Source organism: Lactobacillus sp. ESL0684, from assembly GCF_029392675.1.
GTDB lineage: Bacteria > Bacillota > Bacilli > Lactobacillales > Lactobacillaceae > Lactobacillus.
Window position 1 is genome coordinate 529,912 of the sequence record NZ_CP113941.1, and the last position, 26,173, is coordinate 556,084.

Annotated in this window: 29 protein-coding genes and 1 other RNA gene; 25 read left to right on the forward strand and 5 right to left on the reverse strand. The window is 37.1% G+C overall.

All coding sequences use genetic code 11. The features are described from left to right. The first annotated feature begins 167 nt into the window (after nt 1-167). From OZX56_RS02605 to OZX56_RS02620, 4 genes are all read left to right on the forward strand, one after another. On the forward strand, nt 168-1,139 hold the full coding sequence (locus OZX56_RS02605; RefSeq protein WP_277140066.1) for an ATP-binding cassette domain-containing protein: 972 nt from the start codon (nt 168-170) through the stop codon (nt 1,137-1,139). A gap of 219 nt (nt 1,140-1,358) precedes the next feature. Next, nucleotides 1,359-2,234: a C39 family peptidase gene (locus tag OZX56_RS02610; protein ID WP_277126794.1), complete on the forward strand. Its 876-nt coding sequence runs from the start codon at nt 1,359-1,361 to the stop codon at nt 2,232-2,234. 31 nt (nt 2,235-2,265) lie between these two features. Next, entirely contained in the window at nt 2,266-3,285 is a 1,020-nt protein-coding gene (locus OZX56_RS02615) for an NlpC/P60 family protein (RefSeq protein ID WP_277126793.1), read from the forward strand. A 228-nt stretch (nt 3,286-3,513) separates the two neighbouring features. After that, the gene (locus OZX56_RS02620; protein ID WP_277126792.1) at nt 3,514-5,067 is read left to right on the forward strand and encodes a ClC family H(+)/Cl(-) exchange transporter; all 1,554 of its coding nucleotides are present in this window, start codon (nt 3,514-3,516) and stop codon (nt 5,065-5,067) included. 42 nt (nt 5,068-5,109) lie between these two features. Here the strand turns inward: OZX56_RS02620 and OZX56_RS02625 are convergent, their stop codons facing one another. Then, nucleotides 5,110-6,177, reverse strand: a complete 1,068-nt coding sequence (locus OZX56_RS02625) for a C39 family peptidase (protein ID WP_277140067.1) — start codon at nt 6,175-6,177, stop codon at nt 5,110-5,112. Between the two features lie 164 nt (nt 6,178-6,341). On the opposite strand from OZX56_RS02625, the gene OZX56_RS02630 reads away from it, so the two are divergent. From OZX56_RS02630 to tsaD, 17 genes are all read left to right on the forward strand, one after another. Next, nucleotides 6,342-7,292, forward strand: a complete 951-nt coding sequence (locus tag OZX56_RS02630) for a serine hydrolase (RefSeq protein WP_277140068.1) — start codon at nt 6,342-6,344, stop codon at nt 7,290-7,292. A gap of 79 nt (nt 7,293-7,371) precedes the next feature. Then, nucleotides 7,372-7,992, forward strand: a complete 621-nt coding sequence (locus tag OZX56_RS02635; RefSeq protein ID WP_277140069.1) for a class I SAM-dependent methyltransferase — start codon at nt 7,372-7,374, stop codon at nt 7,990-7,992. Beyond that, nucleotides 7,992-8,489 carry a tRNA adenosine(34) deaminase TadA gene (gene tadA, locus OZX56_RS02640; protein WP_277140070.1) on the forward strand — a complete coding sequence of 166 codons (498 nt, stop codon included), beginning with the start codon at nt 7,992-7,994 and terminating at the stop codon, nt 8,487-8,489. Before OZX56_RS02635 ends, tadA begins: the two co-directional genes overlap by 1 nt. Nucleotides 8,490-8,514: 25 nt before the next feature. Then, nucleotides 8,515-8,615, forward strand: an RNA gene (ffs, locus tag OZX56_RS02645) — signal recognition particle sRNA small type. 53 nt (nt 8,616-8,668) lie between these two features. Continuing rightward, entirely contained in the window at nt 8,669-10,453 is a 1,785-nt protein-coding gene (gene dnaX / locus OZX56_RS02650; RefSeq protein WP_277140071.1) for a DNA polymerase III subunit gamma/tau, read from the forward strand. A gap of 17 nt (nt 10,454-10,470) precedes the next feature. Then, nucleotides 10,471-10,800, forward strand: coding sequence for a YbaB/EbfC family nucleoid-associated protein (locus tag OZX56_RS02655; protein ID WP_277140072.1), 330 nt, complete (start codon nt 10,471-10,473; stop codon nt 10,798-10,800). Continuing rightward, nucleotides 10,801-11,400 carry a recombination mediator RecR gene (gene recR, locus OZX56_RS02660; RefSeq protein WP_277140073.1) on the forward strand — a complete coding sequence of 200 codons (600 nt, stop codon included), beginning with the start codon at nt 10,801-10,803 and terminating at the stop codon, nt 11,398-11,400. After that, nucleotides 11,401-11,631: a YaaL family protein gene (locus OZX56_RS02665; protein ID WP_277126784.1), complete on the forward strand. Its 231-nt coding sequence runs from the start codon at nt 11,401-11,403 to the stop codon at nt 11,629-11,631. 101 nt (nt 11,632-11,732) lie between these two features. Beyond that, nucleotides 11,733-12,380 carry a dTMP kinase gene (gene tmk, locus OZX56_RS02670; RefSeq protein WP_277140074.1) on the forward strand — a complete coding sequence of 216 codons (648 nt, stop codon included), beginning with the start codon at nt 11,733-11,735 and terminating at the stop codon, nt 12,378-12,380. 5 nt (nt 12,381-12,385) lie between these two features. After that, the gene (locus tag OZX56_RS02675) at nt 12,386-12,709 is read left to right on the forward strand and encodes a cyclic-di-AMP receptor (RefSeq protein ID WP_277126782.1); all 324 of its coding nucleotides are present in this window, start codon (nt 12,386-12,388) and stop codon (nt 12,707-12,709) included. Further along, a complete protein-coding gene (locus OZX56_RS02680) occupies nt 12,709-13,557 on the forward strand; it encodes a DNA polymerase III subunit delta (RefSeq protein ID WP_277126781.1) in 849 nt (282 codons plus the stop codon). The genes OZX56_RS02675 and OZX56_RS02680 overlap by 1 nt, the downstream gene beginning before the upstream one ends. A 21-nt stretch (nt 13,558-13,578) precedes the next feature. After that, nucleotides 13,579-13,920, forward strand: coding sequence for a DNA replication initiation control protein YabA (gene yabA / locus OZX56_RS02685; RefSeq protein WP_277126780.1), 342 nt, complete (start codon nt 13,579-13,581; stop codon nt 13,918-13,920). A gap of 3 nt (nt 13,921-13,923) precedes the next feature. Continuing rightward, nucleotides 13,924-14,778, forward strand: coding sequence for a 16S rRNA (cytidine(1402)-2'-O)-methyltransferase (rsmI, locus tag OZX56_RS02690; RefSeq protein ID WP_277140075.1), 855 nt, complete (start codon nt 13,924-13,926; stop codon nt 14,776-14,778). 9 nt (nt 14,779-14,787) lie between these two features. Continuing rightward, nucleotides 14,788-15,522: an acyl-ACP thioesterase domain-containing protein gene (locus OZX56_RS02695; protein ID WP_277140076.1), complete on the forward strand. Its 735-nt coding sequence runs from the start codon at nt 14,788-14,790 to the stop codon at nt 15,520-15,522. A 56-nt stretch (nt 15,523-15,578) separates the two neighbouring features. Next, nucleotides 15,579-16,097: a folate family ECF transporter S component gene (locus OZX56_RS02700; protein WP_277140077.1), complete on the forward strand. Its 519-nt coding sequence runs from the start codon at nt 15,579-15,581 to the stop codon at nt 16,095-16,097. Between the two features lie 28 nt (nt 16,098-16,125). Continuing rightward, entirely contained in the window at nt 16,126-16,866 is a 741-nt protein-coding gene (gene tsaB, locus OZX56_RS02705; protein ID WP_277140078.1) for a tRNA (adenosine(37)-N6)-threonylcarbamoyltransferase complex dimerization subunit type 1 TsaB, read from the forward strand. A gap of 33 nt (nt 16,867-16,899) precedes the next feature. Beyond that, on the forward strand, nt 16,900-17,949 hold the full coding sequence (gene tsaD / locus OZX56_RS02710) for a tRNA (adenosine(37)-N6)-threonylcarbamoyltransferase complex transferase subunit TsaD (RefSeq protein ID WP_277140079.1): 1,050 nt from the start codon (nt 16,900-16,902) through the stop codon (nt 17,947-17,949). A 58-nt stretch (nt 17,950-18,007) separates the two neighbouring features. Here the strand turns inward: tsaD and OZX56_RS02715 are convergent, their stop codons facing one another. The 3 genes from OZX56_RS02715 to OZX56_RS02725 all read right to left on the reverse strand — a co-directional run bounded on the left by OZX56_RS02715 (nt 18,008) and on the right by OZX56_RS02725 (nt 20,864). Beyond that, entirely contained in the window at nt 18,008-19,915 is a 1,908-nt protein-coding gene (locus OZX56_RS02715; RefSeq protein WP_277140080.1) for an ABC-F family ATP-binding cassette domain-containing protein, read from the reverse strand. A gap of 72 nt (nt 19,916-19,987) precedes the next feature. Then, on the reverse strand, nt 19,988-20,398 hold the full coding sequence (locus tag OZX56_RS02720) for a DUF3021 domain-containing protein (protein WP_277140081.1): 411 nt from the start codon (nt 20,396-20,398) through the stop codon (nt 19,988-19,990). 10 nt (nt 20,399-20,408) lie between these two features. Then, nucleotides 20,409-20,864, reverse strand: coding sequence for a LytTR family DNA-binding domain-containing protein (locus OZX56_RS02725; protein WP_277140082.1), 456 nt, complete (start codon nt 20,862-20,864; stop codon nt 20,409-20,411). Nucleotides 20,865-21,118: 254 nt separating this feature from the next. On the opposite strand from OZX56_RS02725, the gene OZX56_RS02730 reads away from it, so the two are divergent. The 3 genes from OZX56_RS02730 to groL all read left to right on the forward strand — a co-directional run bounded on the left by OZX56_RS02730 (nt 21,119) and on the right by groL (nt 23,883). Beyond that, complete coding sequence (locus OZX56_RS02730; RefSeq protein WP_277126771.1) at nt 21,119-21,763, forward strand: redox-sensing transcriptional repressor Rex; 645 nt, start codon at nt 21,119-21,121, stop codon at nt 21,761-21,763. Nucleotides 21,764-21,951: 188 nt separating this feature from the next. Continuing rightward, a complete protein-coding gene (gene groES / locus OZX56_RS02735) occupies nt 21,952-22,236 on the forward strand; it encodes a co-chaperone GroES (protein WP_277140083.1) in 285 nt (94 codons plus the stop codon). A gap of 18 nt (nt 22,237-22,254) precedes the next feature. After that, a complete protein-coding gene (gene groL, locus OZX56_RS02740) occupies nt 22,255-23,883 on the forward strand; it encodes a chaperonin GroEL (protein WP_277126769.1) in 1,629 nt (542 codons plus the stop codon). 62 nt (nt 23,884-23,945) lie between these two features. Here the strand turns inward: groL and OZX56_RS02745 are convergent, their stop codons facing one another. After that, a complete protein-coding gene (locus tag OZX56_RS02745) occupies nt 23,946-24,782 on the reverse strand; it encodes a helix-turn-helix transcriptional regulator (RefSeq protein WP_277140084.1) in 837 nt (278 codons plus the stop codon). A 176-nt stretch (nt 24,783-24,958) separates the two neighbouring features. On the opposite strand from OZX56_RS02745, the gene OZX56_RS02750 reads away from it, so the two are divergent. After that, on the forward strand, nt 24,959-26,167 hold the full coding sequence (locus tag OZX56_RS02750; RefSeq protein ID WP_277140085.1) for a hypothetical protein: 1,209 nt from the start codon (nt 24,959-24,961) through the stop codon (nt 26,165-26,167). Nucleotides 26,168-26,173 lie beyond the last annotated feature (6 nt).

A 26,173-nucleotide genomic window follows, 5' to 3' on the forward strand; every position in this document is an offset into this window, starting at 1 on the left:
AATAATAGTCAACTAGATGGCATTAAGTAATGGCAATCTTCTTGGTCATATTGACTGAGTAAGGTAGCAGTGGAATAATCCTTGAACTGCTTTCTTGTTGTGATTCTAATATAGAAGATTGGAATCAAGTTTTTCTTTTGTAGCATTCATGTGTAGAGGAAATAGTTATGAAATATAATGTATTACAAAACCTTGGCTGGCTAAGAAAATTTATGAAAGAGGAACGACTTTATTTAGAAAGTTGGCCACTTTTAAGTAGTATTGTTAAATTAGTTAGTTCTATTTTAGATGCTAGTTTACCGGCAGTTGTAATATGGGCATTTTCTGAAAGTCATATAACTTTTAAATTTAGTTTTCTAGTTGCTTTATGTGTTTTAACAGGAATTTTAACATGGTTTGATAGTTGGTATAATCGAAAAATGTTTTGGGAAAACACCAAGCTAACTATGAGACTTGATATTGAAGATGCTGAATTGTATTATAATGAGCCATTTGCTGACAGCTTGTCAAATAAAATACAGGATAGAAGATTTTCAGATACACAGTACGCTTTTTTTAATGAAAATTCTGGTGCTGGGATTTTCATACCAAGCTTGGTTAAATTTATATCATCTGCAGCTTCACTGGTTGTTATTTCAATTTTGACTATAAAAATAAGTCCAATTGTTTTAGTGATAATTGCTATCAGTGTTGGATTTAGCTATTTGTTATTGCGACAATTAACTATCAAGAGAAATAAAATTAGAACAAGTATTGATGCTGAACAATTAACAAGAGAATATTATCTTAAAACTAGTTATGATGAAGGTATTAACTTTTCTGGTGGAGAATTGCAAAAAATTGCTATTGCCCGTGTTGCTTATCGTAAAAGTGAATTTTACGTATTAGATGAGCCAACTTCAGCGTTAGATCCAATTTCTGAAGAAGAAGTGTTCAATCAATTTGAACAATTGACCCACCATAAATCAGCATTGTTTATTTCCCATAGAATGAGTTCCACTAGAAAGAGCGATTATATCTATGTTTTTAATCAGGGAGAATTGGTTGAACAGGGAAATCATAACAAGCTAGTGAGCTTGAAAGGACTATATTATAAATTGTACAAAGCACAGTCGATATTTTTTACAAGTAATGATTAAATTTCTATTTTTTATCAGTAATCATGTTATAAAAATAATAATTATTAATCAGGTCTAGAGTTTTGAATTTACAAGTAAAATTTTAACTTTTTAAGGCTATTTAACTGAGTAGTTATGATTAAATTGTGTTATTTTTTATATAAAGTATTGTACTTATTTTCCTAAAAGAGTAAATTAATATAATGGAAAAATAATTTGCTTGGAATTAAGGGAGTGAGTATGAAGCGAAGAATAATTTTGGTATTGCTGGCCATCGTATTGGTTATAAAGTTAGCTTGGCCAACTAGTATTGTTGCAGCAGACAGCGATGATGGCCAAGCTGATACAGGTACGAATGACACTCAAACCACAGCAGATACTGAAAAGGATGGCTGGGTTAAAGTTGGAAAGAAGACTTATTACTATAAGTCAGGCCATCTAGTCAAAGGTCTAGTTAAGATTGGAAATTTTAATTATTTGTTTGATAAAAAAGGTCAGATGCTGACTGGCGTGCGTAAAACTCCGCATCAAGAAAATTATAGCTATTATCGTGCTAATGGTCGCAGAAGTGAAAAATCGATTTCCACTAAAAAAGCACACTATTGGATTAAGCAGGGCAAAATTACGGGTATCAAAAATCAGGCAAAGGTAATTAGTCAAAAGCCTGAATTGCCAACCGGTTGCGAAATGACTGCAGTGACGATGATGCTAAATTTTGCTGGAGTAAAGGTTTCTAAATTGACTGTTGCCAAAAAGACCCCGCGCAGCAATAATCCTAATCGTGGTTTTATTGGTTCGCCGTATAAAGAATATCCAGCGGGATATTGGGTAGCACCAGATGGAATCAAGGGAGTAGTTAAACATTATTTGGGCAAGGCGAGTGTAATGAGCGGTAAAAGTTTAAAGTCAATTAAGAAAAAATTGCTACGCTCGCATTTAGTGGTCGTTTGGGTTAAAGGAATTGACGGTCTAGCCAATCATGCATTAACTCTAACCGGCTATCATAAAAGTAAGTTATATTACAACGATCCTTGGACTGGTAAAAAGTCATCAATTAGTGAGAAAAAATTTATGCCACATTGGCGTGGAGATGGCCTTAGGGCATTAAGTTATTAATATTGTTTATTTATTTTGAAGGGAAAAGAATATGAAATATCGTAAACAACTATATACAGGGTTAGCTGCTATCCTATTATTATCGGGGACAGCTAATACCGTTGTTGCTGCTCAAGAGAGTACAAATACTGTGCCACCAGTTCAAGATTCGACTGATGTAGCACAGCCAACGGCAGACTCACAGCCAGCTGCTACGGAAGCTAAGACAAAGTCTGCTTTTAGCGGTTTGCATACTAAATATAAGTGGACAGCTGGAGATAAGATTACTGATCAAGTTTCCTTAAACGGCAAGGGGAAGCGTGAGGTTAAGTTACAAAAGTGGAATGGTAAAAAGTATATTAATCAAAAAACATACCATACTGATGAAAATGGTAATTTTAAAATAACCTATCCTAGTGTTTGGTATCACCATCAACATTCTACATGGCGCCTGTCTGCACCGGCCACTGATGATGCTACTGCTGTTAAAAGCCAAAAAATTGGTATCTCAACTGTTCGTCGTTATCAAATTCCAAAGAAGTACCGCCAAATTCACAATAAGAGCATGCATCTTAAAGGCTACTATGTTAGTCCACTTGACAAGAGCTTGAATTATGCTTCTACTAGAAAAGATTATATTAAGGCCTTTATTAATCGTGGATATCAATATAAGAATGCAGGTACTGCTTGGATTGATTTTACTTCTAAAAAGCCAGGTACCTCTGTTGATTGTTCCGGTTTAATTATGCAATGTATGTATGCTGCGGGAATTGATCCATCCCCATCTAACCCTAAATGGCATGCAACTCATGAATGGGGTTGTCGCTCATTAGTTCAAAGTAAAACTCTACAAACGGTTAAGTTAAAGAACCTTAAACGTGGCGATATTATTTTTTATGGTAAACCTAAGCCAAGTAACTATCATGTTGGGATTTATTTAGGCAAGAATAAGGTATTGCATTCATGGCCAAATTGGGGTGTAACTGTTTCTAACGCAAACTTCCGACCATACTATTATGCTAAACGAATTTTCCCAGTTGCTAAGACTAAAGTTGTTCATCAAAATAGTTAAAAATTATAAGGCAATTAAAAGCTAGCCTGAACCCTGGAGTTAGGATAATCTAATTTCAGGGTTTTAGTGTGTCTGAATGATTTGAGCAATAAAGTTAACTGGCGTTGTCAATGTCTTGGCAACTAGTAATCTGATAAGAGATACTAGTATAGAGTTAACCTCACTTTTTAGCTGTTTTGGTGTAAAATGGAAAAGCAAACTTATGTATGTCAAGGAGGATGAAGCTTTGTGCGCAATCGCTCAGAAATAAAATTATTGGGACAAGCACTTTTAGTTGGATTATTTACAGGAATAGTTGTTGGGATTTTTCGTTTGGGGATCGAAAGGATGACGTCCTTTTGGTTAAAATTATTTCAGTTGGCACACGCTAATCTTTACTGGCTAATCGTAATTGTGATTGGTTTATGTATCGTTGGGATTATTGCTGGCTATTTTGTGAAGCAATATAGCCATGTTGGTGGTTCAGGAATTCCCGAAGTAAAATTGCAATTGCAAGGAAATTTATCGCTTTCCTGGTTTCCAATTTTATGGCGGAAATTAATTGGTGGTATCTTGGTTATTAGTACAGGTCTATTCTTGGGCCCTGAAGGACCGTCACTGCAATTAGGAGCAACTATTGGCCAAGGCGTTGGTGAAACTGCTAAGCAAACTAAAACCAATATTCGAGTTTTGATTGCAACCGGGGCAGCAAGTGGTTTAGCTGCGGCTTTTGGTGCACCGCTAAGTGGAGCGTTGTTTGTTTTGGAAGAAGTTTTTCATAACTTTTCACAACGCGTCTGGTTAAATGCGTTGGCAGGTGCAATGATTGCCGATTTTGTTGTTTCTAATTTGTTTGGGCAACATGCTACACTTGCACTTACTTATAACTATTCATTCCCGATTCCATTGTATTGGCATTTATTAATTTTAGGTGTACTGTTAGGTATTTTGGGCCATTTATATAAAATTGGTCTGTTTAATTGTAAAAAATTATATGAAAAAGTTAGATTTCTACCTAAATGGCTTTTTGGCTTCATTCCGTTACTGCTTTTAATTCCAATTGCTTATTTCTTACCATTAATTACTGGTCCAGGTAATCGCCTAATTTTGGCTTTGCCTAAGTTAATCACTAAACCGGGTTGGTCAATAATTGGTCTGTTATTGGCCTTTTATGTGATTAGACTAATTTTTTCAATTATTTCCTATGATTCGGGACTGCCGAGTGGAATTTTTTTACCTATTTTAACAATGGGAGCTTTAATTGGTGCTGTCTATGGCCTTTTCATGGTGCAACTTCATCTATTACCACAAAAACTAGTCATTAACCTGATTATTTTTGCAATGGCAGGTTATTTTGCTGCAATTATCAGAGCCCCATTTACAGCAGTTATCTTAATTACTGAAATGGTTGGTTCTCTTTTGCATTTAATGCCGCTAGCGGTGGTTTCGTTTATATCGCTATTAGTTGATGAATTGTTGGGAGGCTTGCCAATTTATGATAGCTTGGCCCAAGCGATGATGGATAAGCAAAAGACACGCAGAACCGCGACTATCGGCCAACGCGATCAATTAACGATACCTATTTACGAGGATAGCAATCTAGTTGACCAAAAAATTGCAGCGATAGCTTGGCCCAAAAACACTTTGGTTAAGGTAATCCATCGTGGCGGAAGGGATGTTATTCCTAATGGTCAGACCAAAATTGCCAATGGTGACAATCTAGTCTTAGAGCTTGATGCGGGAGAGCGTGGTCAAGTTTATGATAAAATCAAGCAGCTACAAGCAGTAGAATATGATGGTTAAAAAAAGAACTTCATTGAGTTGAAGTTCTTTTTAGTCTGTAAGTTATTTAAAAGTGATTGCTTTATGGTTATATTCGTTTTGAATTTGCTTTTTGGTTACCCAAGCAATAGCACCATGGTCGTAGTTCATATTCTTACCACCAGTACCAGCGCCAGCATTCTTGGAGTAGTATAGTGGATCGTAAACCCTGAACTTACCATTCTTGTAACCAGTGATTACCTTACAGTGATTGCGGTTGTAATCGCCAGCTTTTTGATATGAAGAAAAGCCGTAGTACAAAACTGGCTTGCCAGCTTGGATATACATTCTGAAGTCGTTAACTGTCGGCTTCTTGCTGGTAATATTAGTTAGATCCTTACCTTTTTTAAAAGTATGACCATACTTGGTTAAAGCTCCGGGACTAATTACATAGCCAAAGCCTTCGCCAGTATAAACGTTACCCTTTTGGCCACCCTTAGTTGGCTGCATTGGTAAGTTGTTTTGGATTTTTTGTAATAAGGAAGTGGTAATCTTTTGACCCTTGTAGCCTAGCATCATCGCTAAAGATGCGCCGGCACAACCCCAGGGAGTTTTAACCGGAGTGTATTGACTAACGTAAGGTACTTTGACCAGTTTCTTTTGACTGGATTTAGCTACAGCCTTTTTATTGATGTAACCAATCGTCTTCTTGCCTTTATATAGCCAGTAATAAGTCTTCTTGTTGTGCTTGAATGACTTCTTCACAGTATATGGCTTGTGGAAGTACTTCGAAGCTGATTTCTTATTAGCAAAGTTACCAGTGTAAATGCCATAATTCTTCTTGATGATATAAACTTTAAAAGACTTAACTTTTTTGGCTTTAGTTGAAGATTGTTTCTTTTTTGCAGGTTTGGCTACTGGCTTAGCAGCCGTGGTAGTAGCAGTCCCTGCTGGTTTTTCACTAGTTGTAGCTGTTGGACTAGTAGTGTTAGCTGTTTGACCAGCATCAGTAGCCGGTGACGTAGGTTGGGCTTCAGTAGTAGCAGGTTCTTCTGCTGCCAAAGCGACTGCTGTTGGCATTGCCACAGGTGCAGCTAACAAAATAGCGGCAGAAAAAGTTACTAGCTTAGTAATGACTTTAGTCTTTTTCATATATAACTCCTATAAATAAAATATTAATACTAATATTATATATTTCATTAGACGTAAAAAGCAATAGTAATTAGAATGAACAATAAAGTTGTTCTGGATGTAATTGGTTTGTAAAGGTTATGTGCTAAGATAAAAAATAATAACTGATGAAAGAGTGTTTCCAATTGAAATTTAAACTAAAAAAATACTTATTAATAGGTATCGGTTTTATTAGCTTGATAATTATTGGTAGTGATGTTTCTGTTCATGCTGCTGAATATAGCACTGAACAAGCCGAAACGGTTGGCAAAACCAGTAAGGTCATTAAGGCTAAGAAACCAAAAACTAAGGCTAAAGCTTATGCAGTTTTAGATCGCAAAACGGGTGAAGTATTGGTACAAAAGAATGCTAACAAGCAATACTTAACTGCTTCAACAGGTAAATTAATGACGATCTATTTGGCGGCTCGTAAAATTGATAATAAATCTAAAAACTGGAATAAAAAAGTTAAGTTTTCCAAAACCTTAGTTAATATGGGGAATAATCCTAATTTTGACAGTTTTCATGTTAAGAGTGGGAAAAAATATACGATTAGGCAAGTGATGCAGTCAACCATTATTAATTCAGCTAATAATTCGGCGATTCGGCTGGGACAGTGGGTTGCTGGTTCAAACAAAGAATTCATCAAAATGATGAATAAACAAGCTAAGTTGTGGGGACTAAAAGCGACCTTTACTTCTGCTTCAGGTTTAGAAAATGATGATTTATCTCCTTATGGTTATTGGGTACAAGGTGATCTTAATTCGGGGAACTTGTTGTCCGCTAAAGATTTAGCGATCATTGCTTATCATGTTGCTAATGATTATCCAGAGTTAATGAAATACTTTAAAACTACTTCCAAAGTAGTTGCTGGGCAAAAGTTGGTTAACCAGAATCGCACATTACCGGGTCAAAAATTTTATCAAAAGTCCCTCAAGCCTGATGGTATGAAAACAGGTTGGACGCCGCGAGCAGGTTATTGTTTTGTTGGTAGTAGTCAAAAAGACGACGGTCTGATAACGGTTGTGCTTAACGATCCTGATGAATTTTCTGATACGACCAAGTTAATGAACTTTACTTATGATAATTTAAATTAATGAAGATGAGGACGCTTTGTCGATAAGCGTCTTTTTTGCTAGAATAAAATAGTAGATTATAATTTAGAAATGAGCAAAAATGACTAAAGAAGAAAATCAAATGTACTTTGCTGCTAATCCGACTGCTGCTCATGATGAGCATCTAGTTGATTATAGTGCTAATGGCATTAATTTGAAGTTTAAAACTGATGCTGGTGTGTTTTCTAAAATGCGGGTTGACTATGGTTCTGGTGTCTTGATCAAGGCATTGAATGATGTGCAACTTCCTGCAGGAGATATTTTAGATCTGGGGGCGGGTTATGGCCCCTTGGGATTATTTGCTGCTAAAATTTGGCCGCAGCATACAGTTCATTTAGTTGATGTTAATGAACGTGGGCTAGATTTAGCACGGCAAAATGCAAAGTTAAATCAGATAACTAATGTGGAAATTTATGCTTCAGATATTTATGAACAGATTGATTCGACTAAGAAGTTTGGCTTAATTATTACCAATCCGCCTATTCGGGCTGGTAAAAATGTAGTTACGCAAATGCTTGCGCAAGCTCAAGACCATTTGATTAATGGTGGTATTTTACTAGAAGTTATTCAAAAAAAGCAGGGCGAGCCAAGTAGTCGAAAATTGCTTCAGGAGACCTATAGTAACTGCACTATTTTGACTCGTGATAAAGGCTATTATGTTTTGCAGGCAGTGAATAATTAATGGAATTTACTAGTGAAAACAAGCAGAAATATATGCAGCTAGCCTTTGATCAGGCGCAAATCGCACAAAACTTGGGTGAAGTTCCAATTGGTGCAGTAATAATTGATCCTGACGGACAAGTAATTGGTAGTGGTTATAACCGGCGCGAACTCGACCAAGACGCTACAGGACATGCGGAAATGATTGCGATTAGACAGGCTTGTACTAACATAGGGACTTGGCGTTTAATTGATTGTAGTCTTTTTGTAACTTTGGAGCCGTGTCCCATGTGTGCTGGAGCAATTATCAATGCGCGAATCAAAAATGTCTTTTATGGTGCGCTTGATCCTAAGGCTGGTGCTGGTGGTAGTGTTGTTGATTTATTTGCTGTACCTAAATTTAATCATCATCCCAACGTGATTCGTGGGTTATATCGCGATCGTGCTAGTCAGATGATGAAAAGTTTTTTTAAAGAGATTAGACAGAAACAAAAATCAGCAAAAAAATCGGCAAAATAGTGGCAACTTTAGTCAAAATACGGTATTATATTTATTGGGCAATGTTTGACCTCCGAAGCGTGTCAGGACCGGAAGGTAGCAGCACTAAGGTCGCTTCAGGCATGTGCCTTTTATTAGACATTTACAAACTCTTAACTCTTAAACAAGAGTTAAGAGTTTTTTACTAGAGAAAGATTATCATGGCTTATCAAGCGTTATACCGTAAGTGGCGACCGAGAACTTTTGCAAGTGTGGTTGGTCAAGCAGACATTACGAATACTCTGAAGAATGCCATTGAGCGTGGCACGATTTCGCACGCTTTTTTATTTGCGGGCCCGCGCGGGACTGGGAAAACTTCTTGCGCCAAGATTTTTGCTAAAGCGTTGAACTGTAATAATTTACAGGCTGGCGAACCTTGTAATGAATGTGCTAATTGTCAGGCTGCTGATCAGGGGGCTTTGCCTGATATTATTGAAATTGATGCGGCTTCAAATAATGGTGTTGATGAAATTCGTGAAATTCGTGATAAGGTAAAATATGCTCCGACTCAGGGTAAATATAAAGTATACATTATTGATGAGGTACATATGTTGTCAATGGGCGCCTTTAATGCCTTATTGAAAACTTTGGAAGAGCCGCCTGAGCATGTGGTATTTATCTTAGCAACTACCGAAATTCAAAAGGTTCCGGCAACCATTATTTCACGGACACAGCGTTATAATTTTAAACGGTTACCAGCAACAGAGCTAGTTAAGCAAATGACCTATATTCTTGATCAAGAAAAAGTTTCGTATGATGATCAGGCACTGGCAGTAATTGCTCAAGTAGCTGATGGCGGTATGCGGGATGCCCTGAGCATTTTAGATCAATTGCTTAGTTATGAAAAAGATTCGGTTAACTATCAAGATGCCTTGCAGATTACCGGTTTTGCGGCTAAAGAGCAGATTGAGCAACTCTTGCTGGCACTGCTAGATCATGATGCCAATCAGGCTTTAACATTAGCTCAAGATGAACTACAAAATGGTGCTAGTTCTAAGAATATCTTGGATGAAATTATTGATTTGGCGACTACTGCTTTAATGGTAATTAAGGCAGGCAGTGATGACCAGAACACGTTTATGACGACTGGTTTTGCTGATCAAATTAAAAGTGTGCCAGTTGAGCGCTACTTTCAATTGATTAAGGCGGCTAATACTGCTTTAAACGATTTACGCTATACTAATCAGCAACAAATCCCGTTAGAAGTTTTTATTGTTGAGAGTACTAACGACACAGCAACGTCGCAAGCACACCATAGTCAATTGCAGTCTGCTGATGCAGATCTAGCTAACGAAGTTACTAGTTTAAAAAACCAGGTTGTTAAGCTGGCTGATCAAGTTGCTCAACTTTCCAAAAAACCAGCTGGCAAGAATAATCAGATTTTTCATCTTGATGATGGTCCAAGTTCTTCGACTAAAGCAAATGAGCCAGTTGCGACTAAACCGAAGCAGAAAAAACGGTCGGTCAAAAATACTCAGCGAATTAATCAACGAAATCGTGAGCAGGTATACCAGGTGCTAGAAAGTGCTACTAAAACTGACTTGCAAGCCATTAAAGATGTCTGGCCTGATTTACAATCGGTTTTAGCCGTCTCGCAGCGAGCACTACTAGACGTGCTTGAGCCGGTTGCAGCTAGTCCTGAACAAGTAGTAATGAAGTGTAAGTATACCCTATGGTTTGAAAAAGCTAGTTCTGATGATGATTTATTAGCTAAATTAACTGGAGAAATTGCCAAATTTACTCAACATGATTATGAGATTGTCTTGGTGCCTGATGAGGATTGGCTTAAGGTGCGCCAAGAGTTTGTACAGACTCACGGTAAAGAATTATTGGCTAAAAAGCGTGGCTCGCAGGATCAAGCTACTCAGCAAGAATCAGACACTGGCCAGGAAGTTATTCAAAAGGCTAAGGAGTTATTTGGCGATACGGTTAATGTTAAGGATTGAAATTTAAGGAGAATATAATGAATAAAAAACCTAATTTTGGCGCGATGGGTGGCATGAATATGCAACAAATGATGAAGCAAGCCAAAAAGATGCAGGATCAAATGGCGCAAGAACAACAAAATATTACCAGCCAAGAATTTGTTGGTAAATCTGCGGAAGATTTAGTAACAGCTACTTTGACAGGTGATCATCGTTTAAAAAATCTTGAGATTAATCAAGAGGCAATTGACCCAGATGATCCAGATATGTTGCAAGATTTAATAATTGATGCAGTTAATAAGGGCTTGAGCGCAATTGATGAAGCAACGCAAGCCAGTTTAGGGAAATATACGAAGGGTATGATTTAAGTGCAGTATCCAGCACCAATTGCACATTTAATTGATTCTTATATGAAATTACCGGGAATTGGCGAGAAAACCGCGATTCGTTTAGCCTTTTATACTTTGGATATGCCGGATAAAGATGTAACGGATTTTAGCAGTGCGCTTAGTGAGGTTAAGGATAAGCTGCATCGTTGTTCAGTATGTGGCAATATTACTGAAAAAGATCCTTGTTCAATTTGTGCTAATCCTGATCGTATCCAAACAACGATTATGGTAGTTGAACAACCTAAAGATGTCATGGCGTTTGAAGATATGGGTGAATATGACGGTCTATATCACGTTTTACATGGAGTTTTATCGCCAATGGATGGTATTGGACCTGAAGAGATTAATATTAAGTCGCTAATTGTTCGCCTGCAAAAGCTTGATAGTGTTCAAGAAGTGATTCTGGCATTGAATTCCACTCCAGAAGGTGAATCAACTGCAATGTATCTTAGTAAATTAATTAAACCAGCTGGAATTAAGGTTACCCGCTTAGCAGCAGGTTTGGCAGTTGGTAGTGATATTGAATATGCTAATTCCATTACTTTAAAACGGGCAGTTCAAGGAAGAACGGCGATTTAAATGGCACGCAATAAAGTTAAAAAGTTAGGTGACCAGAGATTGGTCATGATGGTTGAAAAATTACAATCTGAAATTGCTGTGCAAAAAACACTTGCACCAACCACATTAGATATGTCAACTGATAATATTGTGGCTAATAAAATTTTACAAGCCAAGTACTCATTCTTATATAATGAAGCTCGGCGGCGTAATACTAGATTTAGTGGTTATACTAATGCAATTTCTGACTAAAAAGTCTACTGAAGTAGGCTTTTTTCTTTTTTATAAAATAAAAGTTGGTTAGGGTGTTCAGAACGAAAAATCTTCTGTAAAATAAAAGCAGGGAGAGTTTTATGAAAAGTTTTTTTGTAAGTTTTGAGGGACCAGATGGGTCAGGTAAAAGCACGGTAATTCAGCAAATGGTTACGCAAATCGCACCATTTTTAAAAGTACCATATCTTGTGACTCGTGAACCAGGAGGTTCGAAGATTGCGGAACAAATTCGTCAGTTGATTTTGGATCCGGCTAACGACGCAATGAGTGCTGAAACAGAGGCTTTGCTTTATGCAGCGGCTAGGAGTCAGCATATGAAGGAGACGGTGATTCCAGCTCTTTTAGAAGGCAAAATTGTTTTTTCGGATCGGTTTGTTGACAGTTCGCTAGCGTATCAAGGAGTTGGACGTGATTTGGGGATTAAGCAAGTCAAACAAATTAATGATTTTGCGACTAAAGGGATTGCCCCTGATTTAACGATCTTTTTAGATGTTAAGCCTGAAATCGGATTGGCACGGATTGCTAAACAACGCTCAGGTCAAGAAGATCGCTTGGAACAAGAAAAGTTACTTTTTCATCAAAAGGTTTATGCAGGTTACCAAACGGTTATTAAGCAGTATCCGGAACGAATTCAAGTAATTGATGCTAATCGTTTGCTTACAGATGTGGTAGACGACTGTGTTAAACTTATCATAAAACGTTTACCAAAAGAGTTGCTAAAGGACTGATTTTAATGAAATTAATAATTGCAATTGTACAAAAAGAAGATGCCAATCGGCTGCAACAAACCTTTGTCAAAGAAAACATTCAAGCAACCAAGTTGGCTACAACGGGTGGCTTTTTGAGCCAAGGAAACACTACTTTTTTAATTGGAACAGACGATGATCATGTTAAAAGAGTCCTGCAGGTTATTAAGGATGAATCTCAGGCGCGTGAGGAATATATGAATCCTAACATGACTATGGCTGGTTTTGAAGTTAGCAATCAACCCGTTAAATTTACTGTTGGTGGAGCAACCTGCTTTGTTTTACCAGTTGAAGAGTTTAAACAATTTTAATGACGATTGAAATTACCAAGAAAAATGCTAAACAGGCGGCTTTTTTAAAACGGGCATTCGAGCAAAAGCAATTGGCACAGAGTTATTTGTTCGTTGCAACGGATGTGCAAGAAGCGCTAAATACTGCATATTGGTTAGCCTGTTTATATAATTGTACTGGTGCAGATCGGCCTGATGGGACTTGTCGAATTTGTCAGCAGATTATCTCAGGTAATCATCCCGATGTTTTGGAGATTACCAGAGGCGATAAACAGACGATTGGGATTGATCAGGTGCGCGTATTAAAGTCCGAACTTGCTAAAAGTCCAGTGCAGAGTGATTGCCGCTTTTTTTTCATTAAAGAAGCCCAGAAGTTAACGCTACCTTCCAGTAATGCTTTGCTGAACTTGCTTGAGGAGCCAGTTGCACCAGTTGTTACCATTTTAATCACTAATAATGCTGATAAGATTTTGCCGACCGTTCGTTCACGGACGCAGATTATTAATTTTGCTGGTGAAGTACTTGCAGATAGTAGGACTAAGTTCTTAATGCAGGCTGGTTTCAGTTCAGCAGACTTGGCTGAACTAGGAGATACTCAAGCGCTAGATCAGTCAATTAAGTATTTTTATCAAGAATTAAGTGAAAAAAATGCCTTAGCCGTTGTTAGTGCACATAAATTGGGTGAATTAGCTAAGAAAAAAATAACACAAAATTATATTATTAATATGTTAAAATTGTTGGCACAACAAGATTTAACACATAAACAGCAAGCTGGAGCAAAAATATTAAAGAACTTATTGAAAATTGATCGCATGCAACATAGTAACGTCAGTTTTCGTAATCTTTTGACTTATCTTGCTTTGCAGTAGAAACGGTAGGTGTTTTTACAGGTGGATTCTTATTCAAAATTGCAACAGCTGCATGACTCAATGGTTAATATGACTAAGACAATTGCGAGCTTAGAAAATGATATTTTAGATACACTTAAAGAAAATACGGAATTAAAGGTAGAAAATCAACTTCTACGCGAGAAGCTAGACAAGATGACGAATGCCCATAATGGAACGATTAAAACTCAGAGTGGACTAGAGTCTTTACGGCAAATTTATAATTCTGGCTATCATATTTGTAATATGTATTATGGTTCACATCGTGATCCTAGTTCAGATTGCATGTTTTGCTTGGATATTCTTGATAATTTTGGTGAAAAAAAGAAAGTACACAAAGGTTAGATAATGCAGCAGCAAAGTAGTTATGCGCAAGAAACAGGAAAGCTTTACTTGGTGCCAACTCCGATTGGAAACCTAGAAGATATCACTATTCGTGCCAAAAAAATTTTAACTCAAGCTGATTATATTGCAGCTGAGGATACTAGAACCAGTGGGATTTTATTACAGAAAATTGGCGTTCATAATCACATGCTGTCATTTCATAAATATAATTCTAAGCAGCGGGCTCCAGAGCTAGTTAAATTAATGAAAGATGGTGCAGTGATTGCCGAAATTAGTGATGCGGGGATGCCGGTGATTTCTGATCCTGGTTTTATTTTGGTACAGGAATGTTTAAAAAACGATATTCCAGTTGTGCCATTACCTGGTGCGTCAGCGTTTACAACAGCTTTGATTGCATCTGGGTTTGATGCGCAACCATTTACTTATTATGGTTTTTTGCCGCGCAAAACTAGTGAACAACAGGTGTTTTTTAAGCAGATGAATGAAGCACGGGCAACTTCAATTTTTTATGAAGCACCGCATCGATTGCTTAAGACTCTTACCAATATGGCGTCAGTCTTGCCAGCTAGTCGTAAAATTGTAGTGGCACGTGAATTAACTAAAATTCATGAAGAATTTATTCGTGGGACTGTTGCAGAATTGACGGACTATTTTACACAAACGCCACCGCGTGGCGAGTTTGTGATTTTGGTTTCACCAAATACGGAGCAACCACAGCAATTAACTTGGTTGGAGTTAATTAAATTAGTCGATCAGCAAGTAGCTGCGGGTGAGACTAAAAAGTCAGCAATTAAGGCAGTAGCTCAGCAGCAGCACGTTTCTAAGAATATGTTGTATGATCAGTATAATCATAAGTAGAGGAAGCTAATGGAGTATAGTGAACAAAGACGCATTGAATTTTATGAATGTGATGAAAATGAACGTTTAAAATTACCTGCCATGATTGATTTAATGATGAGTGTTTCTGAACATCAATTAGTCAGTGGCAGCGCTAGTACCGATGCATTAACCAAAAGGGGATTAGGCTGGGTAGTAACGCAATATCAGATTGAAGTTAATACTTTGCCTAAACCCAATGATTTAGTTACAGTTAGTACTCAGGCAACAGGATATAATCGCTTTTTAGAATATCGTGATTTTACGTTTACCGATCAAGCTGGTAATCAGCTGATTAAAGCTAAGAGTGAATGGGTTTTGTTTGATTTGCAAAAACGTAAAATGGTTCCAACGGATCAAAAGATGATGACTGAATTAGGAATTCCGTTATTAAAAAAGGTTCCCAAATTTCCTCGCTTGCGTGCTCAAAGTGAGTATCAACTTCAAAGACAATATCGTGTGCGTTATGATGATTTAGATACTAATCATCACATGACTAATGGGCACTACTTTAGCTGGTTTATTGATACTTTAGATCGTGATTTTCTAAGAACACATGTAGTCCAAAAAATTGATATTAAGTTTAACCAAGAAGTTAGTTACGGACAAGAACCGCAAGTTGCTCTTAGCACGGATTGTGCAGCAAACGAATGTAAAACTTATCATTGCGTTAAGGATAATGAGGCTGCTAGAGCAATATGTGAGCTAACTTGGCGGCAAGTATAATATAATTAAAAAGGCATGACGCAGTCATGCTTTTTTAATGAAAGGAAGTGGCAGCTATGTCTTCAAAAAAATTACTCAAACTTGATTTAAATGAGTTAGTTCTGCTTGGCATAATTGTGGCGATGCAAATTATACTGGGACGATTTAGTTTTGGGACATCTGCGGTACACGTTGGCTTAAAATTTATTGGTAGTGTTCTATTGGGATATTTGTTTGGTCCGGCTTGGGGAGCAGTTGGTGGTGGCATCGGTGACTTAATTTCGTCAGCTATCTTTGGTAACCAAGGTGGGTTCTTTGTTGGTTTCACTATCAGTGCAATGCTTGAGCCAATGATTTATGGTTGCTTTTTTTATCAAAAACCCGTTAAAGTTTGGCGGATTGTGCTAGCAACGCTTATGGTTACTTTGATTATTAATATTGGCTTGAATACATTGTGGTTGCATATTTTATATGGACTGGATTATCAGGCTGCACTAGTTCAACGCATTCCTAAGGAAATAATTGTACCTTGGTTACAAATGTTTGTTAGCTTCTTTGTTTTACAGACCATTTCTCGTGTTAAAATAAAAAGGTAGATTTTTAAAAAGGGAATAGTAATCTGAAATGAAAATTTTAAGTGTGTCAACTGCAACTAATTATCTGAGTGTAGCGCTCAATGATGGACAAAAAGTACTGGTGGAAAAAGGTGAACCTGATGAACGGAATCATAGTGAACACCTTGATCCATTGATTGATGAGATTTTAACTAGTAATAATTTAGCGTTAACAGATATTGATCGTTTTGCAGTTGCTAATGGTCCTGGTTCATATACTGGTTTGCGGATTGGGGTAACTACCATGAAGATGTTTGCCAGTATTTTAAATAAGGAATTAGTTGGTATTTCAACGCTTGAAGCCTTAGCAGCTAGTTCAACTGCAGAAAACACGTTAATTGTTGCTGGAATTGATGCACGTAATGACAATTACTTTGCTGGAGCATATATCAAACGTGATGGTCAACTAACTAATGTGCTTGCCGATGGCCATTATCATATCACCACTTTGCTTGAGGCGGTTAAACAAATTGCTAATACTAATTCTTTTGGTAAAATCGAATTCTTAGGTACCGGCTTTGATAAACAAGCATCAGCGTTAACACAATTGCCTCTGCCAATTAGTTACGGTACTGAACAACAAAACTTGATTCATGCCGGTCTAATCGGAAGATTAGCTGAATCCGTGCAGCCAGTTGATCCAGATCTATTGTTACCAAATTATTTACGGCGTACACAAGCTGAAGTTGATTGGCATCAAAAGACCGGTCAGCCTTTTGCACCTGATAGTGATTATGTGGAAGAAGTATAGTCACTAATTCGTTGTGACAGAGGAGATTTTATTTTGAAGAGCAAAAAAGATGTTCGAATTTTGGCTTATGAAAGTTCATGTGATGAAACTTCCACTTCAGTCGTTAAAAATGGGCGTGAAGTAGAAAGCCTAATTGTAGCTACACAGATTAAAAGTCACCAACGGTTTGGCGGAGTGGTCCCCGAAGTTGCCAGCAGGCATCATATTGAAGTGATTAGTCAAATTACCAAAGAGGCATTGGCTAAGGCTAATGCAACTTGGCAGGATATTGATGCAATTGCGGTTACCTATGGTCCAGGACTGGTAGGAGCTTTATTAATTGGGGTTAGTGCGGCTAAAGCTGCGTCGATGGCTACTGGTATTCCACTAATTGGAGTTGACCACATTATGGGTCACATTATGGCAGCTCAACTAGAAACGGAAATTGAGTATCCTGCTTTGGCTTTACAAGTTTCTGGTGGTCATACCGAAATTGTCCTGTTAAAAGATCCTACTCATTTTGAAATTGTTGGTGATACCAGAGATGACGCGGCGGGAGAAGCTTATGACAAAATTGGTCGTGTTTTAGGGGTACAATATCCAGCGGGAAAAACGATTGACGAGTGGGCACACCAAGGTCAAGATACGTTCAACTTTCCACGGGCGATGATTGATGATAATAGTTATGACTTTTCTTTTTCTGGATTAAAGAGTGCCTTTATTAATACCTGTCATCATGCTGACCAAATTCATCAAGAACTTAATAAATATGATTTAGCAGCTAGTTTTCAGGCTGCTGTCGTTGACGTTTTAGTCACCAAAACAATTAGGGCAATCAAACAATATCAACCTAAAACTTTTATTTTGGGTGGCGGAGTAGCAGCTAATCTTGGCTTGCGTGAGCAGATGCAGACGGAAATTACTAAGTTACCTGATTCTATGCAACCGAAAGTAATTCTACCAGCACTTAAATTATGTGGTGATAATGCGGCAATGATTGGCGCAGCAGCTTATAATTTATACAATGAAGGTAAGTTTGCGGATTTGACGCTGAATGCTGATCCATCATTAGAATTGCCATATGCTGACAGCATGCTAAATTGATTATCAAACAAAAGGACTAAGAATTTTTGATCTATTAGATCTACTTCTTAGTCCTTTTTTAAAATTCATCTAGTTCAGTTAATGCGGTTTCCCAAAGTTGATTTGCTTGATCGAGTTCTGTTTGCACGGCCGATAATTTTTCTTGTAGTGGTCCTAATTTACCGAAGTCAGTAGCAATCTCTGGATCAGCCATTTCTGTTTGAACAGCAGTTTGTTGTTGTTCTAACTCTTCGATTTTTGCTTCAGCCTGCTCAACTTGGCGTTCTAACTTACGTTTTTGTGAATCACGCTGCTTTTGTTGTTGATAGTTAAGTTTACTAGTGTCAACAGGTTGCTCTTGTTCATTCTGAATTTGCTGACTGGCCAGTTGCTCTTTAGCTTTTTCATTTAAATAATAGGAGTAATCGCCTTCATAAATTTTGGCACCTCCGTCTTTAACTGCAACAATTTTATTAGCTAATTGATTAATAAAATAGCGGTCATGTGAGACAAACAGCAGAGTGCCATCAAATTTTTGCAAGGCTTGCTCAAGGACTTCTTTAGCTTCAATGTCCAAGTGGTTGGTAGGCTCGTCCATTAACAAAAAATTGTTATGTTCAAGCGATAAGACTGTCAGCGTTAATCGTGCTTTTTGACCGCCAGAAAGTTGACCAACGGTTTTGTCAATATCTTGTGCAGTAAATAAGAAACTGGCTAAAACAGAACGTACATCGCGTTCAGGCATTGTTTTGTGGCGATCCCAAATGGTATCGAGAACGGTCTTGCTGGAATCGAGCTGCTGCAATTCCTGATCGTAATAACCAATGTCAAGTGAGGAACCGTATTTAATGGATCCAACCTTGGGCTTTAAGTCGTGCATTACGGTTTTTAAGAGAGTGGATTTACCAATCCCGTTTTGTCCAATGACAGCTACGCGATCTCCCTTGTTTACTTGCAATGAAATGTTTTTAACCATGGTTTTAGTTGGGTAGCCAATGGTTAAGTTATTTAAGATTAGTACTTCTTTACCAGATGGTCGTTCACTCTGAAAGTTAATCCGCACCTTACTTTGATGCTTAGGAGGATTGATGCGATCAATTTTGGCTAACTGTTTACGCCGGCTTTGGGCTCGTTTGGTAGTAGTTGCCCGAACAATATTTTTTTGGATGAATTCTTCATCCTTTTTAATTTGCTCTTGCTGTTTTTCATAGGCCTGCTCTTGCTGCTGATCACGTAATTGACGCTGTGCTAAATAATCAGAGTAGTTACCTTTAAAAGTAGTTAATTTACCAAAGCGTAATTCGAAAATTTGATTAGCTAAATGATCCAAAAAGTATTGGTCATGCGAAACCGTTAGAATTGCTCCAGAATATCCTTTAAGATAGTTTTCAAGCCAATCCAAGGTATCAATATCTAAATAGTTAGTCGGTTCGTCTAGCAGTAATAGCGGAGGTTTGCGCAACAACAGCTTAACGAAAGCCAAACGAGTTTTTTCACCACCAGAAAGGCTCGCAATTTGCTTAGACCAAGTTGGTTGTGGAAAATTAAAACCATTGAGAATGCTCTTGATGTCAGCTTGGTATGTGTAGCCACCACGCTGTTCGAAGTCAAATTGTAATTGATCGTATTGCATTAATAAGTCTTTATTTTCTGGATGTTGAGCAATTTGTTCTTGCATAGATTGGATTTTAGAGTTGAGTTTAATTAAGCTCTCAAAAACGCCTAGCATTTCGTTCCAAATTGTTTTTTCTTCGTTTAGACCGTTTTCCTGTGCAATATAGCCAACGTCGACATTTTTATTGATAGTGAATTCGCCATGAGTTGAACTTTCTTGTCCAGTCATAATTTTCAGCAGAGTGGTTTTGCCAACTCCGTTTGAGCCGACTAAGCCAATTCTGGCATTATCAGCAATAGAAAAATTCACATTTTTAAATAGTATATTAGCACCGAATTGTTTTTCGATATCATGTCCTTGTGCAATTATCATTTATTTCACCTAAAAACTATTTTAGCATAAAGCCGGATTTTATTGGATAGTCTTAAAGGTAAAAAGTCATGGTTAATTATTAGTAGTTCGCTGCTTTTCGGCTAGCTTACGGTTGATTTTGTTAATTGATAATCGCTCAAAGAAAATCACAATTGCCCAGATTAACAGATAAATAGCAAAAAAGGCTCCACCAAAGGTTAAAATATTAGTAGGACTGGTGATCCAGCCATTATAGGCGATCATGGCAACTACTAGCGCAAAGGTAGCACTAAAGTGGATCAGCAATGTCTTAATGGTAATCCCTTGACTAAAGAGGTGGGTTAAAAGTCCAATTAGAAAACTCATAATCCAAATACTGATAATATTTTTGGCTGTTGGAAATGCAGACTGTATCTTAAATAGTAGAATCAACAAGTATGAAAAAGAGCCAAAGCCAATCCCAGTAGTACCGTTGACAAGAATATTGATAATTTTTTGTTTCATTTTTAATCTCCTAAATGCCTAAAAAATGCATTAAATCCTTTACGTACTTGCGACTAACGCTAGTCGTAAGCTGATGAGCCAGTTTTGCTGTCAGGTTACCAGAAAAACTGTCTTCTAAGGCTAATAAGTAATCAACATTAATGATGGCATGTCTTGAAACTTGCAAGAAGTGTTTAGGCGTTAGCTTTTGATGAAAACTGACTAGAGTTTCTTTAGTTTTAAGAATGCCATCAACTGTATAAATTACTAACAGATTATCGACAAGATCCACTAAAATGATCGATTTAGTTTTGACCATGTTAAGCTGTTGCGAAGTTTTGACAGGAATGATGTCACTTTTTTCTGCTTGAAAATGTTCAAGAGCCGCCATAATAGCTGCTGCTTTATCAGTTTGTTTTGCCGCTTGAATGATAATTGTTGGCTCTTGTGGATCAATTTCTGGATTAGTTTCAAAAATTAACTTCACGTTCTCACCTCCTTAACTTATATGCCAATTGTACTGATTGCTGGCCAGTTTGTCTGTAAGATTGAGACAAGTGGTTAGCTGAAGCAGGCAAAAAGTAAGCTTAGCAGGTTAAGCGGTGTCGAAAATCGCCAGAAAATTTGCAAAGTTATCCGTAGATTGTGAAAAAAATATTTGCAAATAGCTAAGCTTCACGGGTACAATAAGGATAATTAATATTTAGTTCACAAATAAAATCTGGGAGGCTTTTTAAATAAATGGAAACAATTAAAATTCCAACGGCAACGGCCAAGCGGTTACCGCTTTATTATCGGTACTTAATTATTTTGAATGATAGCGGTAAGGAGAAAGTATCTTCAACTGAATTATCTGAAGCTGTTCAAGTTGATAGTGCTTCAATTCGGCGCGACTTTTCTTATTTCGGCGCATTGGGTAAGCGAGGTTATGGTTATGACGTCAAAAGTTTGCTGACCTTTTTTAAGAAAATTTTGAACCAAGACACCTTAACTAATGTGGCATTGGTTGGTGTTGGTAATTTGGGTCATGCGCTGCTCAACTACAACTTTAAGCGTAGCAATAATATTCGGATTTCTTGTGCCTTTGATATCAATGAAAAAATCACCGGTAAGATACTGAGTGGTGTACCGGTTTATGGGATGAGTGAGCTAACTAAACAACTCAGTGATCAACAAATTTCGATCGCTATCTTAACTGTGCCAGCTAATACCGCGCAAAAGACGGCTGATGAAATGATCGAGTCTGGAATCAAAGGAATTATGAATTTCACTCCAATCAGACTTTCGGCACCAAGTGGCGTGCGCATTCAAAATGTTGATTTGGCAACAGAATTGCAGACGCTGATTTATTTCTTGGATGCTGATAAGGCTGATGAAGATAAGTAATTTGGGTATTTGCCATGGCAAGATTTCATGATAAAAGCAGAAATTAGCACTTTAACCAAAAAAGTGCTAATTTTTACTTGCATTCTATTTCAAAAGGGGTTATTATCATATTTGTAGGTTGGCACTTGGGTAATAAGAGTGCTAATAATTATTAAAAAGTTAAAATTTTGATTATAGGAGGGACAAACGTGTTACAACCAATCGGTGATCGCGTGATCGTAAAAGTTAAAGAAGAAGAAGAAAAGACTGTTGGCGGTATCGTCCTAGCTTCCAACGCTAAGGAAAAACCAACTGAAGGTGAAGTTGTTGCTATCGGCCAAGGTAACTTTGCAGATAATGGCGATAAGATTCCAATGACCGTTAAAAAGGGTGACGTTGTTCTTTACGACAAGTATTCAGGTACTGATGTCAAATATGAAGGCGAAAAATATTTAGTTCTTCATGAAAAAGATATTTTGGCAATTGTTGAATAGTTAAGGAGTGAATTAAGAATGGCAAAAGATATTAAATTCTCAGAAAAAGCAAGACGTTCCTTATTAAAGGGTGTTGATAAGTTAGCTGACACTGTTAAGACTACCATTGGTCCTAAGGGTAGAAATGTTGTTTTAGAGCAATCATACGGCAACCCTGATATTACTAATGATGGTGTAACAATTGCTAAGTCAATCGAATTAAAAGATCACTATGAAAACATGGGTGCTAAGTTAGTTGCTGAAGCTGCACAAAAGACTAATGACATTGCTGGTGATGGTACTACTACTGCTGTTGTCTTAACTCAAGCAATTGTACGTGAAGGGATGAAGAACGTAACTGCTGGTGCCAACCCGGTTGGTGTTCGTCGCGGTATTGAAAAAGCTACTAGTGCTGTAGTTGATGAATTACACAAGTTAAGTCACGATGTTTCTTCTAAAGATCAAATCGCGCAAGTTGCTTCTGTATCTTCAGCTTCTACAGAAGTTGGTGATTTAATCGCTGAAGCAATGGAAAAAGTTGGCAATGACGGTGTTATTACTATCGAAGATTCACGTGGAATTGAAACTGAATTGTCAGTAGTTGAAGGTATGCAATTTGATCACGGTTACTTATCACAATACATGGTAACTGACAACGATAAGATGGAAGCAGATTTGGATAATCCTTACGTCTTAATCACTGATAAGAATATTTCTAATATTCAAGATATTTTGCCATTGTTACAAGAAATTGTACAACAAGGTAAGTCATTATTGATTATTGCTGATGATGTTTCTGGTGAAGCATTACCAACCTTAGTTTTGAACAAGGTTCGTGGAACTTTCAACGTGGTAGCTGTTAAGGCTCCTGGCTTTGGTGACCAACGTAAAGAACAATTGCAAGATATTGCTGCTTTGACTGGTGGTACAGTGATTACCGATGATCTTGGTCTTGACCTTAAGGACACTAAGATTGAGCAATTAGGTCAAGCTCGCCGGATTACTGTAACTAAGGACTCAACTACGATCGTTGATGGTAGCGGAGCTGCTGATGCAATCAAGGATCGTGAAGATTCAATTAGAAAGCAAATCGAAGAATCAACTTCAGACTTTGATAAGAAGAAGTTGCAAGAACGTCTTGCTAAATTAACTGGTGGTGTAGCGGTTATCCACGTAGGTGCTGCTACTGAAACTGAATTAAAGGAACGTCGTTACCGGATCGAAGATGCCTTGAACTCAACTCGTGCTGCGGTTGACGAAGGTTACGTTGCCGGTGGTGGTACTGCTTTAGTTGATGTTAAGGGTGCCGTTAAGGATCTTAAGGGTGATACTCCAGATGAACAAACTGGTATCAACATCGTTTTGACTGCTTTAACTGCTCCAGTTCGTCAAATTGCTGAAAATGCTGGTGAAGATGGTTCAGTTATCTTGAACAAGCTTGAAGAACAGGATAATGAAATTGGCTATAACGCAGCTGATGGCGCATGGGAAAACATGGTTGAAGCTGGAATTATCGACCCAACTAAGGTTACTCGGACTGCTTTGCAAAATGCTGCTTCAATTGCTGCATTATTGCTGACTACTGAAGCTGTTGTAGCTGATATTCCTGAAGACAAGCCTGCTGCCGATCCAAATGCTGCAGCTGCTGGTGCCCCAGGGATGATGTAATTAAATAGTTAATATTTTAAAAGAGCCACTCGATTGAGTGGTTCTTTTTGTGTGTAATAAAATTAATTGAATAAATAGGAAAGTTGCTTAATTTGTTGTTTTAATACTGTAGCAATATCGCTAGCTCCGATTTCGTTTAATAAATTGATATAATAATCTGTTTGTTGCAGATTTTTATCACAAAAAGCAAGTTCAGTTTTGCATAATAGCAACTTTTCAAATTGATTATTCTCTTTTGCAAGTTTGGCAGCTAAAGTTAGTGTCTTTTTTGCGAGAAAAATATCGTGGTTATCTAAATGGATATTAGCTAAGTTGATTAATGTATTACATTTTAAGCTCTTAAGAAATGGATAGTGATTATCTATTTCGTTTAATATTGTAGTAATAATTTGAATATTAGTTTTGTTGTCGAAAGCATAAGCAATCATATTTAATAAGGCGATGTCGAATATTGTCAGTGTTTTTATTTTTGCTAAGTAATTGTACCAAATAGGTTGGACCAATTTTTTAGCTTTCGATAAGTTATGCTGCTGACTAAGTAACAGTTGAGCTTGTAAGACTGTTCTGATTCGCTTAATATCATCGTCATTGTAAATACTTGAACACTCCTTTATTAGTGAATTTATTTTCTCTATTTCTGTATTAGAGCTGATGTTAAAGAAATGGTATAAAATTTGTTCTTTTTTTGAAGCTGAGTAATTACGTTGAATATATTCAAATTCTGTAGCACTAACACCTAAGCGAGAGATGAGCATACTAGCAACTTGTTGAGAAGGATAGGATACACCACTCTCGATTCTTGATAATCTGCTACGATCAAAGATTCCCTTAGCTAAATCCGTTTGACTAATAGAAAGTGATGTTCGTAATTTTCGAAAAGTTTGTCCGAAGTCTTCCATAGTAATACTCCTTTTTATTACATTATATATCATATAAGACTACTTGCAAATACAAATAAATAGTGTCAAAAACGCACAGTTATTATTTTTAATACGAGTTATTATAGATGCAAGGACATTTACCGATGAGTACTTAGATATTTTGTTCTGTTATATATTATTTTAGTGAATTTATAATGATATTTTTTAAACACAATTTTTGGGGTAAAGCAATACTAGTAGCCGGAACTGTGGTAGCATTAAGTGGAACTGCAGTTGTGGGAGCTGCAAAAGGTACATGGACTGTTTCTTCTGAAACAGTTAGTGCACATGGTGATTGGAGTTCTTATGGTTCTCCTAATACTAAAAAGAACAATTCTAATATAGCATCATTTAACGGTAATTCTATACCTAATCAGTTAGGTTATAGTGTAAGACTAATTAATAGTAATGCATCACTAAAATCGGGAAAAACTGGCTTGTATAGAGATCAGACTACATATGGGAGCAACAATACTGAAACAGTTAATTATAAGTATTATGCTGATATTCGTTTTAGTTTGATTAGAACGGTGAGCGTAAGTTGGGGGAGTAGTTTTATGCCAAAAAGGACTAAAAAGATAATCATCATTGCTATAATATTTTATTTGTTATTGATAACCGCATATACATTTGCTACCTTTAAAGATAAGGCTGGTCTTTTAAAGAGAGGCAATATTTCCGTACATGCTTTTTTTGAGCTTCAATCGGGATTAAGTGACAATGTTGTACTTGACGTAGTGCAAATGTTTCTTTTTCCACTACTTGGTTCTGTTTTGTTTATTTATTTAAAGAATAATAGCATGGTAAATATTCAACAGCGTATTGATTATAGAGGATTTCTTAAACGAGGAATAAGCACTACCTTTTTAGCTGGTGCTGGAATCTCTTTACTAACCAATATTTATGAAATGGGTTTAATTAACTGGTTTTATTATCCGTTTATTTATGATTTTAACGATCCTTTTTTAAATGGTATCAGACCTGGAAACTTTACTAACAATGACTTAACGGAAATTATTTTATTTATCATATTTGCAGCGCTTGGTTGGGGTGTTTTTGCTGTTTTTATTTTTAGTGTGGGTTTGTTTGTTCGGAAAACGGCTTTATACTTTGCAATGGGACCTGTCTTAGGTTTAATGTTAATTTTACTAGTAACTTTGAGTAATATGAGTAGTTGGGCTTGGCGAGCATTCTATTTTTCTTGGCTTCCGTACACTTTAATCGCGCCTGGTCAGTATACGCTTATAGGTATGGCTCCGCCGATTAGGCCCGGACTATCATTTGTAATTGCTGCTATGATTTATTTAGCAGTAGCAGCGCTTTTGATTAGTATCTGGTGTAAAAAACAGAGAAAAGGGGCCTAATCATGC